The following is a 15663-nucleotide window of genomic DNA, read 5'->3' as shown; positions in this document are numbered from 1 at the left end:
CCGGCCGGTCGCTCCTCGCGGAGCGGCCGGCCGGCGGCCGTCACGGGTGCGGGCGGGTGCGCTGGTTGGGGACGTGCAGGGTCGGGGCCGGGGAGGTGCGGCGGGCCAGCTCGGCGAGGGTGTCGAGGATGATGTCGCCGATCAGGACCGGGTCGCGCGTCTCGCGCGGGGCGTCCGGCGTGGTGGTCGGTGGGCGCTCGTCTTGGGCGTGGCGAGTTCGCATGGCTCTTCCTGCCGACGGGGTGGCCGAGGACAGTCATGCCCGGGAACGGGAAGCAGGACACCCGGGGCGGGGGCGAATCGGCCGGAAAGGACGGCTCGGGGGCCGAAACACGGTGCGCGAGCGGGCCCTTACGGCGATCGGATACCGGTCGGGGGTATTGTCTCGCCCGTGACGGCAGACGGCGGGCGCGTCGGTGGACGCGGAGGCGGCGGGGCGACGGCCCGGCTGCTGCTGCTCTGCGGGCTGCTGGCCGGGCTCTTCCTGATGCACGGCTCGCCCACGGCGGCGGGCGGCTGCCACGAGCCCGCGGCGCTCGCGGCCCCGGCAGTTGCGGCTGCCGCGGGGCACGCCGCGCACGGCACCCCCGGCGACACCCCCGGCGACACCCCGAGCCTGGACGGGCGGCGGGCCCCGGGCGGGGATCCGCAGGCCGTCTCCTGCGTGTCGAACCGGGACCGCGAGGGCGCCGGCCTCCCGGTCGCCGCACCGCTCGCGGCCGGGGCGGCGGCCGTCCTGCCCGCCGTGTGGATGCCCCCGGCCCCGCAACGGCGGCGGGCCGGTCCACGGGCACCGCCGGACGCCGGACGCCGACTGCTGCTCCGGGTGTGCGTCGCACGGACGTGACCGGGCCCGCGCCGGACGCCCCGCACAGGGGCCCCGGGCGCGCCGCGTCCTGCCCGTACCCACCGAAAGCGACACCGACCAGATGTCCCTCAGCACCCGTACCCGTACCCTGGCGCTCACCGCCGGCGCCGCCGTCCTCGTCCTCACCCTGACCGCCTGCGGCTCCGACCCGGCGGGCGGCGCGGACGGCGCGAACGGCAAGGGCGGCATGGCCGGGATGGACCACGGCGCGAGCGCCGCGGCCACCGGCACGCCGTCCGCCGCGACCGACGGCCACCAGGGCCACCCGATGCCCGGCACCGGCACCGCCACCGCCACCGCCACGGCGGCAGCCGCCCCCGCCGCCGAGCGGAACGGCTACCGCCTCACCTCCGCCGCCGAGACGCTCCCGGCCGGGGCTCCCGCCGAGTACCGGTTCACCGTCACCGGCCCGGACGGCAGGCCGGTCACCGCGTTCGCGACCGACCAGACCAAGCGGATGCACTTCTACGCGATCCGCTCCGACCTCACCGGCTTCCAGCACCTGCACCCCGAGATGGCCGCCGACGGCACCTGGACCGCCCCGCTGGCCGCCCTCACCGCCGGCGGCTGGCGCGTCTACGCCTCGTTCGTCCCGGACAGCGGCCCCGGGAAGGGCACCGGCCTGGTGCTCAGCCGGACGGTGGACGTCCCCGGCGAGGGCGCGGCGGCCACCGCCGAGCTGCCCGCCGCCACTGGCACCGCGACCGTGGACGGGTACACCGTCACCGTCGAGGGCGCCCCGGCGGCCGGGCGGGCGGGTGAGCTGAAGGTCACCGTCACCCGGGACGGCAGGCCGGTCACCGACCTCCAGCCGTACCTGGAGACCTTCGCCCATCTGACCGCCTTCCACGCCGGTGACCAGGCCTTCGCCCACCTGCACCCGCAGGCGCGGGCCGAGGCGGGCAGCACCGGCGGGCCGACCCTGTCCTTCCACGCCGAGCTGCCGGCGGGCGGGGACTGGCGGCTCTTCCTCCAGTTCCAGACCGGCGGCACGCTGCACACCGTCGCCCTGACCCTCCGGGTCGCCCCGCAGTAGGCCCGGGGTGCCCGTCGGGAGGTCGCCGTCGCGACGGTGACCTCCCGACGGCGGTAGGCGAAGATGGACCGGTGACCACTCCCCGCGCCATCCCCCGCCTGATCGCCACCGACCTGGACGGCACGCTGCTGTGCTCCGGCGGCACCGTCTCCGAGCGCACCGCCGCCGCGCTGGCGGCCGCCGAGGCGGCCGGGGTCCAGGTGGTGTTCGTGACCGGTCGGCCGCCCCGCTGGATGCAGCAGGTCAGCCGGCACATCGGCGGCCACGGCGTGGCGATCTGCTCGAACGGCGGCGCGGTGGTGGACGTGCGGCGCGGCGAGCTGTTGGAGTCCACCCCGCTCGACTCGGAGGCCGCGCTGGCCGTGGTGGCGGCGCTGCGGGCGAAGCTGCCCGGTACCGCGTTCGCCTTCGAGTACCCGGCCGGGTTCGCCCGCGAGCCCGGCTACGAGGTGCGGATGTGGGGCCAGGACGAGAACCACCCGATCGGCCCGGCCGAGGAGCTGCTCGGCGCCGGCGGGCCGGTGCACGGCCTGTTCAAGCTGCTGGCGAAGCACCCGGACCTCGACCCCGACAAGCTGCTCTCGGTGGCCCGCGAGGCCGCCGGGCACCTGGCCGAGATCACCCGCTCCGCGCCGATCCCGCTGCTGGAGATCAGCGCGCCCGGCGTCACCAAGGCGAGCACGCTGGCCCGCTGGTGCGCCGGGCGCGGGATCGACCGGAGCGAGGTGGTGGCCTTCGGCGACATGCCGAACGACCTGGAGATGCTGGCCTGGGCCGGTACCGCGTACGCCGTCGCCAACGCGCACCCGCAGGTGCTGGCGGCGGTGCCGCTGCACACGGTGAGCAATGAGCAGGACGGCGTCGCGGCGGTGCTGGAGCAGTTGCTCGGCCGCTGAGCCGGGGCGCGAACAGCGGACAGCGGGTCGCGGAAAACGGCCGGGCCGGGCCGGCGCGGCAACCTCCCGCCCCGACCCGGCCCGCCGTCGCCCGGCAACCCGGCTGTCCGGCTACCCGGCCACCCGCCTACCCGGCTACCCGAAGCGACCGTTGACGTAGTCCGCGGTCCGCTGGTCCCGCGGGCTGGTGAACAGCTGCTCGGTCGCCCCGGCCTCGACGATCCGCCCCGGGGTGTCGTGGGTGGCCAGGAAGAACGCGCAGGACTGCGAAACCCGCTGCGCCTGCTGCATGTTGTGGGTCACGATCACGATGGTGAGCCGCCCCCGCAGTTCGGCGATGGTCTCCTCGACCCGGCGGGTCGAGGTGGGGTCGAGCGCCGAACACGGCTCGTCCATCAGCAGGATGTCCGGGGAGACCGCCAACGACCGCGCGATGCACAGTCGTTGCTGCTGGCCGCCGGAGAGCGCGCCGCCCGGGGTGTGCAGCCGGGTGGCGACCTCGTCCCAGAGGCCGGCCCGGCGCAGGCTGCTCTCCACCAGGTGCTCGCGCTCGTCGCGGGACACCTTGATGCCGGCCAGCTTCAGCCCGCTGGAGACGTTGTCCTGGATGGACATCGCCGGGAAGGGGTTGGGCCGTTGGAAGACCATCCCGATCCGGCGGCGGACCTCGGCCGGGCGCCGGCCGGGGCGGTACACGTCGTCGCCGTCCAGCAGCACCTCACCGGCGAGCGCGGCGCCGCGCACCATCTCGTGCATCCGGTTGAGGATCCGCAGGTAGGTGGACTTGCCGCAGCCGGAGGGGCCGATCAGCGCGGTGACCTCCCCGGCGGGCATGGCGAGCGAGACCCGCTCCAGCACCTTGTGCGAGCCGAACCAGGCGGAGACGTCGCGGGTCTCCAGCCCGGCCAGCGGGGCGTCGGACGCGGCCGCGGCGGTCACGGGCGGCAGCGTCAGCGTGGTCTCGGCCGCGGAGCCGCCCTGGTCGTCCTCGGTGAACTGGTCGAACGGGAGTGCTTCGGTCATCGGTACATCCGTCATCGGTACGGTCCTCCGGGCGCGCTTCAGTAGAGGTTGGGCAGCAGGGCGGCGGCGTTCTCGTACACCGCCCAGAGCAGCGCGCCGACGACCGGCGCGATGCTCAGGTAGGCGGCCGAGCGGATCCAGAACCGGGCCAGCACGACGGCGGCGACCACCGCGCCCAGCAGCCCGAGCGTCCACAGCTGCAGGGTGGCCAGCGCGCCCTTGTCGGCGGCCAGCGCCTTGTCGTACGGGACGGTGGCGGGCCGGCCCCCGGGGTTGACCTCCGGGTCACCCTCCAGCCGGGCGCCGATCAGCACCGTCGAGCCGGCGATCCAGTCGGAGTCGCCGGTGACCAGCACCAGCCGGTTGCGGACCGGATCGCTGATCGGGTGGTCGCCGTCCCCGTAGACGTTGACGGTGTAGGTGAACGTGCCCTGCCCGGTGGTCGCCTGGATCCGGTCGCCGACCCGGAGCTTGGACAGCTCCGCGAACGGCGCCCCGAAGGTGGTGCCGCGGCCGAACACCACGGCCACCCCGGCCTGGCCCGGCAGCGCGGTGTCCCGGCGGTGGCCCGGGCCGCGCATGAGGTCCCGCCCGGTGGTGCCCTCGACCACGACGGCCCGGTGCAGACCGATCGCCGGGATGTCGAGGACCGCGACCGGGTCCCCGTCGGCGGCGGCGCCGGTCGGGGCGACCGCCTTGCCGAGCTGGTCCCGGAAGGTCTTGTACGCGGTGGACTGGTAGTGCCGCTCCTGGATGTGCGAGAGCGTGAAGAGGTACCCGACGAAGCCGACCGTGAGCGCCGCCAGCAGGCTGACCGCCCAGGCCCCCTGGAGGAACCGCCGCCGCGCGGGCGTGGTGCCGCCGGTGCCCCTGCCGGCCGCCTTCGGCTCCGGAACGGGCAACGCGGGCTGCCGGTCCGCCGGCGCCACCCGGGCCGGGGCCGTCGGCTTCTCCAGCGCCGGGGCCGTCACGACCGGCCGCCGGAGTTGCGGCGGCGCAGCAGGCGGCGGCCGAGCAGCGGCGGGACGAGGACGACGGCGAGCAGTTCGAGCGCGGTCAGGGTGGACAGCAGCCAGTCGTCCGGCCGCCCGTCGATGGCGACCACGTTGGCGGTGACCTCGCCGGCGGAGGTGCCGCGGCCGCGCGCGACCACCTGACCGGTCTGCGGGTCGACGACGTCCTCGGCCGTCGGGTCGCCCTCGCCGCCCGTGCCGGCCGCCGGGTCGCCGGCCGCGGCGGGCTGGTCGGCCGCGCCACCGGTGCCGCCCGCGGCGGTTCCCCCGGTGCCCGCCGCGCCGCCGGTGCCCCCGGTCCCCCCGGTGCCGCCGGACGATCCGCCGCCGGTGCCGCTCGCCGAGGGGGTCTTTCCGGTCCCGCCGCTCGTGCTGCCGCCCGTCCCGCCGGTGGTGCCGCCGGTGCCGCCGGTACCGCCGGTGCCGGAGCCCGAGCCGGACCCGGTCTTGACCGCCTGACCGCCCTGCACGGTGCAGTCCAGCGGGGCGCCCTTGGCGTCGCACGGGCTGGGCTGCGGGGCGTTGTCCAGCACGGTCAGCCGGCCGGCCGAGTTGAAGGTCGGGTTGGCGCAGTTCGCCAGGGTGTTGGCGTCGACCGGGCTGGCGTTGCCGGGGATGTGCTCGGTCTGCAGCAGCCCGCCGCGGACCAGGTTGCGCGGGATCGGGGAGTAGCCGAGGCCGTCCGCCTCGCCCTGGCCCTCGCAGAGCACGTAGGCGAGGAAGCGGCTGAGGGCGCTGCCCTTGTCGTTGGTGAAGCGCGGCGGCGGCGGCAGCGCCGCTCCGGCCCGCGGCACGATGAGGTAGCTGTAGCTGGAGAGCGGGTAGGACCTCGGGTCGTTCATCGAGTAGACGCCGTCGAGGTTCTGCTGCAGGTAGTCCGGGTCGCTGGCGGGGGTGCTGTCGTCCACGCCGCGGATCTTGGCGGCGGTGAGCGCGACGGCGACGTTGGAGGCGGTCGGCAGCGTGTAGAAGCCGGCCGGGTTGAGCACCTTCACGACCGGCCAGTTGCTGCGCTTGGCGAAGGCGTACTCGTCGTAGCCGATGGTGCCGAGGCCGGACGGGGCCTTGATGTAGCCGGCCACCACGTCGGAGCCGTTCTGCGCGGTCATCCGGCCCGACGGCGGGAAGAACTCGGTGTAGTCGCCGCAGCTGACGCCGTTGACGCTCTTGCAGTACTCGTCCCACTGCGCCTGGTGGGTGTGGCTCATCCAGCGGGTGAACTGGGCGGTCGCCCCGGAGCCGTCGGAGCGGACCACCGGGGTGATCGGGAGGCTCGGCAGCGCCTTGCCGTAGTCCGCGGTGATCTTCGGGTCGTTCCAGTTGGTGATCTTGTTGGTGAAGATGTCGACCACGGTCTGCGGGGAGAGCCGCAGGTCGCGGACCTGCTTGCCGGCGACGACCAGGTTGTACATGAAGGTCGTCCCACCCGCGGTGATCGGCACGTAGGAGAAGCCGTACCGGGGGTTCTCGGCCTTGCCGGAGCCGCCGGCCTGGCCGGCCTGGCCGAGACCGGTGTCGGTCTGCGAGCGGAACGGCACGTCGGAGGCGGTGAAGTCGTCCTGGCCGATGGCCCACTGGTTGCGGCCGGCGGCCGAACCGATCGGGTTGAAGTTGATCTGGATGCCCTGCGGGGCGACGTCCTGGCGCCACTGGTCGATGGCCGGACCGGCCCAGCTGGAGCCGTCGGCGTTGAGCGCGGTGGCCGCGAAGGCGGGGGTGCTCTGCCCCAGGAGCAGGGAGCCCGCGGCGAGGATCAGGGACAGCAGCACGGCGAACGTGCGTGCCACGGGGCGGCTTGCGGCCTCCCACGACATGGGAACTCCTCTGGTACTGAGGGTGGTTGGCTGGGACATCAGTGCTCCCCGAGGGCGGTGGCCGCGGTGGCGGGCCGGGCGGCGGCACGGGCGGCCCCGGGCGCGGTGGCGGTGGCGGTGCGGGCGGCCCCGGGCGCGGTGGCGAAGCGGGGCTTGGCCCGGTGCCGGGCCCGGGCGGAGGCCTCGACGGAGCCGGCGGCCCGGTCGATCCGTCGCCTCTGGCGGCGCGTCAGCTGGCCCGGCCGGCGGCCGCCGACGACCCGCGCGGTGACGAACAGGATGAGCACCACGGCCATCAGGGTCAGGGCCGCCGCGAAGGCGCGCGCGATCATGTCGGGATAGGGCTGCTTGACGTAGTTCCAGACGTACAGCGGCAGCGAGACCTGGTGCTCGGAGAACGGGTTGCCGTTGAACTGCGAGGTGAAGCCCGAGGTCAGCAGCACCGGGGAGGTCTCGCCGACGCCGCGGGCCATGCCCAGCACCACGGCCGTCACCAGACCGGGCCGGGCGGTGGGCAGCACGACGTTCCACACCGTCCGCCACTGGCTGCCGCCGAGCGCGTACGACGCCTCCCGCAACGTGCCGGGCACGAGGCGGATGACCACCTCGGCGGCCCGGGTGACGATCGGCATCATCATCACGGTGAGGGCCAGCGAGGCCGCGAACCCGCTCTTCTCGAAGCCGAGGGTGATGATCACGACGCCGAGGATGAAGAGGCCGGCCACGATCGAGGGCAGCGCGGTCATCGCCTCGACCAGGGTCCGCACCGGCCGGGCCAGCCGGCCGCCGACCTCGGACATGAAGACGGCCGCCGCGATGCCCAGCGGAACGGCGAACAGCGTGGCCAGGCCCAGCTGTTCGAGCGAGCCGACCAGCCCGTTGAGCGCGCCGCCCGAGGTGATCGGGGAGAGCGGGGCGGTGTGGTCCATCGATTCGAGGAAGAAGTTGAGGTGCCGGGCCGCGTCCATGCCGCGCACCAGGACGTAGCCGATCTGGTCGGCGATCAGGCCGATCACCAGCAGGCCGGAGCTCCAGGCGACCACCGAGACCAGCCGGTCACGGACCATCAGCGCGCCCCACTGGAGGCGGCCGATGAGGAAGTAGCCGACCAGGAACAGGCCGTACCAGCAGATCAGGAAGCCGGGCGCACCGCTGAACGGCAGGATCCGCTCGTAGAGCATCCAGTTGAGGGCGAGCGAGCCGACCGCCGAACCGGCCAGGGTCAGCACGTCCTCCGGCGTGACGCCGCCGAGCCGCACCCGCTTCTCGGGGCGGGGCGGCGCGGCCTCCGCGGGCGGGTCGGCCGGCGCGGGCGCGGCGACCGGCGGCAGGTCGAGTGTGGTCATCGGGACGTCCCTTCACGGCGGAGCGGCAGCGGGCGGCGGGTGGCGAGGAGGGCCATGGTCAGTCCGCCGTCGACGCGCCGGAGCGGGACCGGTTGATCACGAAGCCGGCCCCCAGGTTGACCAGCAGCGTGAGCGCGAAGAGGACCAGGCCCGCCGCCATCAGCGCGGAGAGCGAGAGGTCGTCCGACTCGCCGAACCGCAGCGCGATCAGCGCCGAGATCGAGTTGGCGCCGTTCTCCAGGATGTGGGTGATGGCCTTGAAGTTCGGGGAGATGATCAGCGCGACGGCGATCGTCTCGCCCATCGCCCGCCCGAAGCCGAGCATCACCGCACCGATCACGCCGCCGCGGCCGAACGGCAGCACCACCGTGCGCACCATCCCCCAGCGGGTCGACCCCAGCGCGTACGCGCCCTCCCGCTCGCCCTGCGGGGCCTGCGAGAACACCTCCCGGCTGAGCGAGGCGACGATCGGGATGATCATCAGCGAGACGACCACCCCCGCGATGAAGGTGGAGGAGGTGTACGAGGTCCCGATGTCGCCGGTGCGCACCTTGAGGAAGGGGATCGCGTCGCCGAGGTGGTTGGTCAGCCAGCGGGAGAAGCCGATGATCCGCGGCTGGAGGAAGAACAGCCCCCAGAGGCCGTAGACGATGCTGGGGATCGCCGCCATCAGGTCGACCAGCGAGACCAGGGTCGCGCGCAGCCGGACCGGCGCGTACTCGGAGATGAAGACCGCCGCGGTGAGCGCCACCGGCACGGCGATGACCAGCGCGATCACCGCGATCAGCAGGCCGTTCGGGAGGACGGCGGCGATGCCGAAGTTGTGGGCCTGGGTCTGCCACTTCTGCTCGGTGAGGAAGGACCAGCCCACCTCCTTCAGCGCGGCGGCGCCGCGCAGGAGCAGGAAGAAGGCGATCAGTCCCATGATCGCGAAGACCGAGAGGCCCGCCACCCGCAGCGCGCCCCGGAACACCCGGTCTCCGGGCGTGGCTGGGGAGGTGATGACACGGGGGACATCGGGTTCTGGTGGACGTGGAGCCCCGGCGTACGGTGCCGCGGGCTCGGCGGCGGCTGTCATGGTCTGCTCTCCGGCGCGCTCGGTACGGAAGTACTCGGTACAGGGAGGCCCCGGGCGGTCGCGCCCGGGGCGGGGAACCCGGTGGGGCCGAGACGGCGGCCCCACCGGGTCGGTGCCACTGCGGGATCAGGGCCGACGGCGCACCCGTGCCCAGGTCCGGGAGCAGGCGGCCAGGGCGCGACCGCCGACGGGCGTCCCGCCGAGGAGGAGCGCCGCCGGGCCGCCGACCAGCAGCACCAGGCCCGCGATCACCGCGACCGGCAGCAGCAGCCGGGCGGTGCCCGCCCGGTCGGCCGCCGGGATGCCGGCCGCCACCGGGGCGCCCGCGAGCGGGCCGGCGGAGGCGTTCGGCGTTCCGGTGGTCTTGGCCGCCGGGGTGCCGGCCGCCGGGGCGCCGGTGCCACCGGTGGTCGCCGCGGCGCCGCCCGTGCCGCCGGTACCGCCGATGCCGCTGCCACCGGTGCCGAGGCCGCCGGAGGAGGTGCCGTCGCCGGTGGTCCCGCCGGTGCCGCCGCCGGTCGTCCCGCCCGTGGTCGCGGAGCCGTCGGCGACCGGGAAGGAGGTGCCGCCGGTGGCGCTCGACTCGCCGCCGGTGCCGCCGGTGGTCGTGCCGCCGGTCGTCCCGCCGTCGCCGTCGGTCGGCGTGGTGGGCGGAGCCGGCGGGGCGACCTGGTTGCCCGGCCACTTGGCGTCCTGGCTCTCCACGTGCTTGGCCGCGTCGAGCGTCTGCTGGCGCTGGGCGCCGGTGAGGCTGAGGAAGCCCGGGGCGAGCTTGCCCGGCTCCACGCCGTAGACCTGGCCGCCGTTGGCGACGGTGGTCAGGAAGCGGGTGATCGCGGGCGCCTTGTCCGCCACCCCGCCGGTGGGCACCATCGCGTACTGGACGGTGGTCAGCGGGTAGGCCTGGGTGTCGCGGGAGAAGGCCGTGTCGGCGACGCCGTAGGGCAGCAGCTGGGTGCCGGTGGCGGCGTCGGTCGGCATGTCGCCGACCGCGGACTGGAACCCGTTGGTGGTCGGCGAGACGAAGCCGCCGGCCGGGTTGCGCAGGGCGGCCTCGGGGAGCGAGAACGCCTTGGCCTGGGCACTGTCCATGATCGCGAACAGCTTCCGGTCACCGCGGGCCATCGGGTCGCACTTCAGGTGGTTGCCGGTGGCCGGGTCCGCCATCCAGAGCTGGCAGGTGGACCGGTTCTCCAGGATGGTGCGCAGGACCTGGGTGAGACCGCCGAGGACGGGGTTCCACTCGTACTGCCGTGCGTGCTTGGCGGCCTCGCTGGCGTCCGTCGGGCCGGTGAAGTCCTGCGGCTGGACGGCGTCCACCGGGTAGCCGGAGAACGCGCCCCGCCGGTAGAAGGTGTTGACCTGCATCCCCCACGGGTCCTCCTCGCCGTCCAGGAAGCGGACGGCCTCCGGGTCCGAGGCGATCCACGAGGTCAGCTGGTAGACCAGGTCGGTGGTGCCGCCGACGATGGTCGGCTCGAAGGTCGCCGGCGCGCAGGCCGTGGGCCACTTGAGGCCGCTGTTCTCCGGGAGCTGGTTGAACTGCTGGAAGTCCCGGTCCGCGAAGATGCAGCTGGGGTTGCCGTTCACCGACGCGACCGGGCTGCCCGGCGGCGCGTACGACTGGGTGAGCAGTTTGGCCATCAGCCGGGGGGTCAGCTTCATCTGCTGGAGCTGGCGCCCGGTGTCCGGGTCGTCGACGAGGAACACCACCGAGATGCCGGTGGTCGCCAGCGGCGCGTAGACGTACGGCCGGGCCGGCGTCGCGGTGTCGGGGTAGGCGGTCAGGGCGACGTCCACCCCGGCGGACCCGCCCAGGAACGCCGCGCGGGCCTGCGGCTCACCGCCGGAGGAGGAGTACTGGAAGGCGAGCGGGGACGAGGCCAGGCAGAGGCCCGAACGCCACTGCTGGACGGCCCGGTTGGCCATCTCCAGCCCGGCCGCCTTGAACTCAGCGGCCCGGCTGTCGCAGTCGGCGGCGGTGGGCGAGAAGTACAGCGGGACGACGGTCCGCTTCTCCCAGGCGCACTGCTCGCCGATCTGCAGGCCGGCGTTCTGGTTGCCCTCCCACTCGGCGCCGTAGGCCTCCAGGCCGCCGTCGCTCGCGGTGTTGAAGAAGCCGTCGACGTCGCTGCCGTGGTCCGTGCAGTCGACGGCGCCACCGCGCGCCTTGTACGGGTCCTGGGTGTCGCCGCCGTAGTTGGGCTCGATCACCAGGGAGCAGGGGTGGGTCGCGTCGCACCCGAGCGAGGGGCTCTGGGTGGCTGTCCACACTTCGATGGACGTCGCGCCCGAGCCGTCCGCCCCGGTCGGCGCGATCGCCATGTTGGAGGGGAAGTCCGGGCTCGTGGTGCCCTCGGCCGGCGCCTTCTGGTTGAACCCCTTGGTGGCGTCCGCGTTGTACAGCTTGCTGCCGTAGCAGTCGGTGATCTTCGGGTCGGCGCCCCGGCACTGGTACACCCGAACGGCGTAGAGCTCCTGCTTGGAGCCCTTGGTGACGACGGTCAGCGGGCTGCCCTGGGTGTCCACCGTCGGGGTGAAGCCGCTCCAGGAGACCTGGAGCACCTGGTTGCCCAGCTGCTGGGTCTGGGCGACCGTCACACTGCCCTCGACACCCTCCTCCCAGGTGTTCGGGTCCCACACCTTGGGGCCGGGCTTGGTCACGGCCGACGAGGCCGCCGCCCGGGCCTGCGGAAGCGCGCCGAGGCCGATGGGGGCCACGCCGAGCGCCACCACCACCGACCACACGAGCGCGACCGCCGGCAACCTCCGGCGCCACCTCCCGCGTCTCGTATCGGGTAGTAGTCGGAGTCTCATGACGGGCACCTCCGTGCGAACGCGCACCGCCGTGACGCGGCGCGAGAGTGGATCAGGCGGCGAGCAGGCCGGCGGTTCCGGTTCGCATCCATTCGGCCAGCCCTACATGGCCGGATCCGGTCGTACCGATGTACGAGACCCCAACGTGACGACTCTGTAGCGGAGTTGGGAACTCCATATGAGAACGGCGGGCCCGTGCCGTCGCACGGGCCCGCCGTCGTACCGAGCCGGTGGCAGGTGTCAGCTGCCGGCGGTGAAGCTCAGCGAGAAGGTGCCGATCGACTGGCCGGCCTTGAAGAAGGAGGTGTTCAGCTTGGTGTCGACGTACTGCGCGCCCTCCGCGTCGACCCGGAGGTCGGCGGCGGTCACCGTCTGGGTGGCGCCGGAGCGGGTGATGTCGGTCGTGCCGGCCGGGTCGAGCAGCGCCACCGGGGCGGTGCCGCCGACCGGGACACCGGTGATCGCCCAGCTGTCGGCGCTGAACGCCAGCTGCTTGAAGACCGCGGTCTTGCCGGTGAACAGGTTGACGAAGAGCAGGCTGCCGCCCAGCTGGACGTTGCCGTAGTAGCCCTGGAGGTTGACGTCGCCGCCCGTCACCGGGAAGGAGGTGGAGAAGCCCGTGGTCGAGTCGTAGGACGGGGTGGCCGTGGGCAGCGGGATGACCACCAGGCCGTTCAGGGCGGAGTCCTTCAGGAAGGCGGTGTTCTCGTGCACCACCGCGCTGCCGGTCGGGGCCGCCGGGGCGGCGTCGGCGGCAGCCGCACCGCTCATACCGGTCACGGCGAGGACGACTGCGGCACCGGTGGCGGCAAAGCGGGCGCGGGTACGGGTCATGCTGAACTCCTTGGGAGAGGTGCGAAGGTGTGCTGGGTGGTGCGAGCGGTCGTACGACCGCCCCCACGGCCTCCCCCTCCCGCACTGCCCGGCGGGAGGGGATGCCGAAGTCGATGGGTCGAGCGGCCGGCTCAGATCGTCGATCCGCAGGCGGCGGACGGGAGTTGCAGGAACCCGTAGCTCTTGATCGCGGCGGCCTCGCTGGTGCAGATCCAGCCGCCGCGGCCGAAGATCGCGCGCATGGCCGTGCCCTTGGCCCCGGTGCTCGTCCAGTCGGCCTGGCGGACGACGTTGAAGAGCACCCGGCCGAACGGGCCGGCGACGAACGCCGCGTTGATCGTGTTGGCGGTGTTGACCGGCGCGACACCGTTGATCGCGCGCACGGTCAGCGGGCCGGCACCGTCGGCCGGGGTGCTGTGGCCGCCCACCGTCTGGCCGAGGTAGTGGCCGACCGAGTAGGGCACGAGCACGTTCGCGTCGTTGAGCACCGGGTCGACGCCCTGGTTCTCACCCGGGCCGCCGGTCACGCAGACTCCGGGGGTCGTCACCCCGATCGCGGCCAGGAAGAACGCCCGGGTGCCCGAACTCGCCTGCGGCAGGTACGGCTTGATCGTCGCGTTCGGCAGCGTCGGGACGATCTGCGTCCAGTTGGTGACGGTGCACTCGTAGATGTTCTTCAGCTGTGCCGTCGTCAGGTTGGCCGGCGCGTTCCCCCCGGACTTCGCCGCCCAGGAGACCGCGTCCTTCGCCAGCAGGACGAAGGTGTCGGTGGTGGGCGTGGACGGCTGGCGCGTCAGGTCCATCCGGTCGACGTCCACCGCGCTGCCCGACAGGTTGAGCGCGACCAGCCCGTCCCCGGCAGCCGTCGGCCGGGTGATGGCCGGCGCGCCCAGCCGGGGCGTGATCGGCGAGGGGCCGGTCGAGTCGAAGCTGTAGAGCCGGGGCGAGGTGGTGTCGCCGATGCTCGCCAGGTGGGCGCTGTAGTCGGTGGAGAACTGACCGAGCAGCGAACCGGTGGTCTGCGACCCCACCACGACGATGTCATCGGTCCCGGGCACCACGGGCGGGTCGGCGGCGGCCGTCCCGGCGAAGGCGGTACCGAGGGCGACGGCGGTGACGGCGAGCAGCTTGGCGGGTGACCTGCGCATGGGTCGTCTCCGGGGAGGTGTCTCGGTCAGGTGTGGGTGGTGGAGCACGGGCGGTGACCCACCGGGCCGCCGCGGGGATCCTGCGCAGCCGCCCGACTCCTGCGGGTACGAAGGGCGGGCGGGTATGGCCGGCGGCCACGGGCCGAAGCCCGTGGCCGCCGGATGGAGCGAGGTCGCGCGGGGTGGTGCGGTGGTGCGGGCGTGATCAGCGGGTGATCAGCTGTGGGTGGTGCTGCCGCAGGCGGCGGCGGGCAGCGGCAGGAAGCCGTAGCTCTTGATGTCGTTGTTGGCGGTGGTGTTGGTGCAGATCCAGCCCGACGGGCCGAAGATCGCGCGCAGCGCGGTGCCGTGGGCGTCGGTGGCGGTCCACTCGGCGTCACGGACGACGTTGTAGACCACGCGACCGAAGGCCGAGGCGGCGAACGGCGCGTTGATGGTGTTGGTGGTGGTGTTGACCGGCACCAGGGTGCCGACGTTGCGCAGGGTCAGGCTGCCCGGGGCCGAGGTGGCCGTGGCGTGGCCGCCCACGGTCTGGCTCAGGTACGAGGCGACCGAGTACGGGAAGACGACGTCGGCGCCGGTGAGACGGGAGTCGACGCCCTCGTTCTCCTCCGGGCCGTCCTGGACGCAGGTGCCGACGGTCGGGTTGCCGATCGCGGTCAGGAAGAAGGAGCGGGTGCCGGAGCTGGCCTGCGGCAGCCAGGGCTTGATGGTGGCGCTCGGCAGCGTGGCGCTGATCTGCGTCCAGTTGGTGATGGTGCAGTCGTAGATGCCCTTGAGCTGGGCGGCGGTCAGGCTCGCCGGGGCGTGGCCACCGGAGTTGGCGGACCAGGTCACCGCGTCCTTGGCGAAGGCGACGAAGATGTCCGAGGCCGGGTCGGTGGACTTCGGGGCACGCGAGGAGCGGGCCACGTCGACCTTGGAGCCGACCGTGTTCAGCTCGGTGATGCCGGCGCCGGAGCCGTTCGGACGGGTGATGGAGGAGGCGCCGGACTTCGGGATGATGCTGGTGGGGGTGCCCGTGGCGTCCCAGCTGTAGTAACGCGGCGACGTGGTGTTGCCGAGGCCGGTCAGGTAGGCGTTGTAGTCCGTGGAGAACTGCGTCGACACGGCCTGGGTCGTGTCGGAGCCGACGCTCACGATGTCCTGGGCGGCCGGCGTCACGGTCGGGTCGGCGATGGCGGTGCCGGCGGCGACGGTCGCGACCGAGGTGGCGATGGCGGCAATGGCGAGCAGCTTGGCAGCGGTCTTGCGCATGTTCCTGTTCCTCCGGTGGGAGAGAGGTGCATCGCTTGCCCGAACCCTGGTTGGGGGTCCGGGGCCGGTGACCGCACCCGCGGCGGCCGCTCCGGCAGAGCTGATCCTGTCGGGAGCGGCTGTTCCCCCGGAAGGGCCGTCGGCGGCCGCCGGGGATTGTCGACTCATCGGTTCGGACAGGTTTAGCGACTGGTCAGCACGGCCGCGGTGGGGTGGAAAGCCGCAGGTCGGAGGCCGGTGACGTTCTTCTCCAGGTGGCTGCTCGGGGGGTTGCCGGAAACCTGCGCTTCACCGGACCGGGGGGAACGGAGGGCCGCCCTCCGAAACGGTCGGCCCCCGAAACGGTCGGACTCCGGGACCGTCCGACGCCGGGACGGCCCGACGCCGGGACCGTCCGGCTCCGGGACGGCCGGGGCGGGACGGCCCGCGCGAGGGCACCGGCCGGCGGCACCCGCGCGAGGTACCGGGACGGGCCACCGGGCACACGGGCCGTACGGGGTCGTGCGAGCTGTGCGGAGCGTGCGAGGTGTGCC

General features: G+C 73.8%; 13 protein-coding genes. 3 read left to right on the top strand and 10 right to left on the bottom strand.

Annotation, left to right across the window (positions count from 1 at the left end; all coding sequences use genetic code 11):
* Positions 1 to 40: 40 nt before the first annotated feature.
* Positions 41 to 223: a hypothetical protein gene (locus tag ACWDRR_RS12230; protein WP_449772092.1), complete on the bottom strand. Its 183-nt coding sequence runs from the start codon at positions 221 to 223 to the stop codon at positions 41 to 43.
* A 168-nt stretch (positions 224 to 391) separates the two neighbouring features.
* On the opposite strand from ACWDRR_RS12230, the gene ACWDRR_RS12225 reads away from it, so the two are divergent.
* The 3 genes from ACWDRR_RS12225 (at position 392) to ACWDRR_RS12215 (ending at position 2800) form a co-directional block, all read left to right on the top strand.
* Entirely contained in the window at positions 392 to 847 is a 456-nt protein-coding gene (locus ACWDRR_RS12225; RefSeq protein WP_449772091.1) for a hypothetical protein, read from the top strand.
* Between the two features lie 82 nt (positions 848 to 929).
* A complete protein-coding gene (locus ACWDRR_RS12220) occupies positions 930 to 1904 on the top strand; it encodes a hypothetical protein (RefSeq protein WP_449772090.1) in 975 nt (324 codons plus the stop codon).
* Positions 1905 to 1975: 71 nt separating this feature from the next.
* A complete protein-coding gene (locus ACWDRR_RS12215; protein ID WP_449772089.1) occupies positions 1976 to 2800 on the top strand; it encodes an HAD family hydrolase in 825 nt (274 codons plus the stop codon).
* A 135-nt stretch (positions 2801 to 2935) separates the two neighbouring features.
* On the opposite strand, the gene ACWDRR_RS12210 is transcribed toward ACWDRR_RS12215, so the two are convergent.
* The 9 genes from ACWDRR_RS12210 to ACWDRR_RS12170 all read right to left on the bottom strand — a co-directional run bounded on the left by ACWDRR_RS12210 (position 2936) and on the right by ACWDRR_RS12170 (position 15130).
* Positions 2936 to 3823, bottom strand: a complete 888-nt coding sequence (locus tag ACWDRR_RS12210) for a phosphate ABC transporter ATP-binding protein (protein ID WP_449772088.1) — start codon at positions 3821 to 3823, stop codon at positions 2936 to 2938.
* A 38-nt stretch (positions 3824 to 3861) separates the two neighbouring features.
* Positions 3862 to 4794 (bottom strand): class E sortase, encoded by a 933-nt coding sequence (locus ACWDRR_RS12205; RefSeq protein WP_449772087.1) that lies wholly within the window; start codon positions 4792 to 4794, stop codon positions 3862 to 3864.
* Positions 4791 to 6650, bottom strand: a complete 1860-nt coding sequence (locus ACWDRR_RS12200) for a substrate-binding domain-containing protein (protein ID WP_449772086.1) — start codon at positions 6648 to 6650, stop codon at positions 4791 to 4793. The genes ACWDRR_RS12205 and ACWDRR_RS12200 overlap by 4 nt, the downstream gene beginning before the upstream one ends.
* Before the next feature lie 38 nt (positions 6651 to 6688).
* The gene (gene pstA / locus ACWDRR_RS12195; RefSeq protein ID WP_449772085.1) at positions 6689 to 7996 is read right to left on the bottom strand and encodes a phosphate ABC transporter permease PstA; all 1308 of its coding nucleotides are present in this window, start codon (positions 7994 to 7996) and stop codon (positions 6689 to 6691) included.
* A 58-nt stretch (positions 7997 to 8054) separates the two neighbouring features.
* Positions 8055 to 8969 (bottom strand): phosphate ABC transporter permease subunit PstC, encoded by a 915-nt coding sequence (gene pstC / locus ACWDRR_RS12190; RefSeq protein WP_449772084.1) that lies wholly within the window; start codon positions 8967 to 8969, stop codon positions 8055 to 8057.
* A 231-nt stretch (positions 8970 to 9200) separates the two neighbouring features.
* Positions 9201 to 11840 carry a hypothetical protein gene (locus ACWDRR_RS12185; RefSeq protein WP_449772083.1) on the bottom strand — a complete coding sequence of 880 codons (2640 nt, stop codon included), beginning with the start codon at positions 11838 to 11840 and terminating at the stop codon, positions 9201 to 9203.
* Positions 11841 to 12131: 291 nt separating this feature from the next.
* A complete protein-coding gene (locus tag ACWDRR_RS12180) occupies positions 12132 to 12725 on the bottom strand; it encodes a hypothetical protein (RefSeq protein ID WP_449772082.1) in 594 nt (197 codons plus the stop codon).
* A 131-nt stretch (positions 12726 to 12856) separates the two neighbouring features.
* Positions 12857 to 13873 (bottom strand): substrate-binding domain-containing protein, encoded by a 1017-nt coding sequence (locus ACWDRR_RS12175; protein ID WP_449772081.1) that lies wholly within the window; start codon positions 13871 to 13873, stop codon positions 12857 to 12859.
* Positions 13874 to 14089: 216 nt separating this feature from the next.
* Positions 14090 to 15130: a PstS family phosphate ABC transporter substrate-binding protein gene (locus ACWDRR_RS12170; protein WP_449772080.1), complete on the bottom strand. Its 1041-nt coding sequence runs from the start codon at positions 15128 to 15130 to the stop codon at positions 14090 to 14092.
* Positions 15131 to 15663: the final 533 nt, after the last annotated feature.

It is taken from the genome of Kitasatospora sp. NPDC003701, assembly GCF_053587085.1.
Note: the sequence above shows the minus strand (reverse complement) of the source record. Positions and strands in the feature narration are given on the sequence as shown.